The following is a 626-nucleotide window of genomic DNA, read 5'->3' as shown; positions in this document are numbered from 1 at the left end:
GCCTTGGCCAGCCGGGCGGTGACATCCTCCGACAGGCCCATGGCCTTGCCCACCTCGCGGATGGCGGAGCGGGCGCGAAAGCGGATCACGGTGCCGGCGATCGCCGCGCGGTCGCGGCCATAGCGCTGGTAGATGGACTGGATCACCTCCTCGCGCCGTTCGTGCTCGAAGTCGACATCGATGTCCGGCGGCTCGCGGCGGTTGGCGGAGACGAAGCGCTCGAACAGCAGGTCGTGCTGGGCCGGATCGACGGCGGTGATGCCCAGCACATAGCAGCAGGTGGAGTTGGCGGCCGAGCCGCGGCCCTGGCAGAGGATCCCCTTGCCCCGGGCAAAGCGCACCACCTCATGCACGGTGAGGAAGTAGGGCGCGTAGCCGAGCTGGTCGATCAGCCGCAGCTCATGGTCGATGCGGGCCTGGATATCGGGCGGCACGCCCGCCGGCCAGCGCTCGGCCGCGGCCTCGGCGACGCGCCGCGCGAAGGTCTGCTGCGGGGTGCGGCCGGGCTCGAGGATCTCGTCCGGGTATTCGTGCCGCAGCTGGTCCAGCGAAAAGCCCCGCGTCGCCTCCAGCACACGCAGCGTGCTGTCCAGCGCCTCGGGATGGTGGGCAAACAGCCGCGCCAT

General features: G+C 70.9%; 1 pseudogene. It reads right to left on the bottom strand.

Annotated elements, in window-relative coordinates:
• Nucleotides 1-626, bottom strand: a pseudogene (locus F0Q34_RS21590) (error-prone DNA polymerase); the annotation flags it as partial.

This window comes from Teichococcus oryzae (assembly GCF_008386565.1).
In the GTDB taxonomy this organism is placed as follows: Bacteria; Pseudomonadota; Alphaproteobacteria; order Acetobacterales; family Acetobacteraceae; genus Pseudoroseomonas; species Pseudoroseomonas oryzae.
This window is presented reverse-complemented; position numbering and strand designations above follow the sequence as displayed.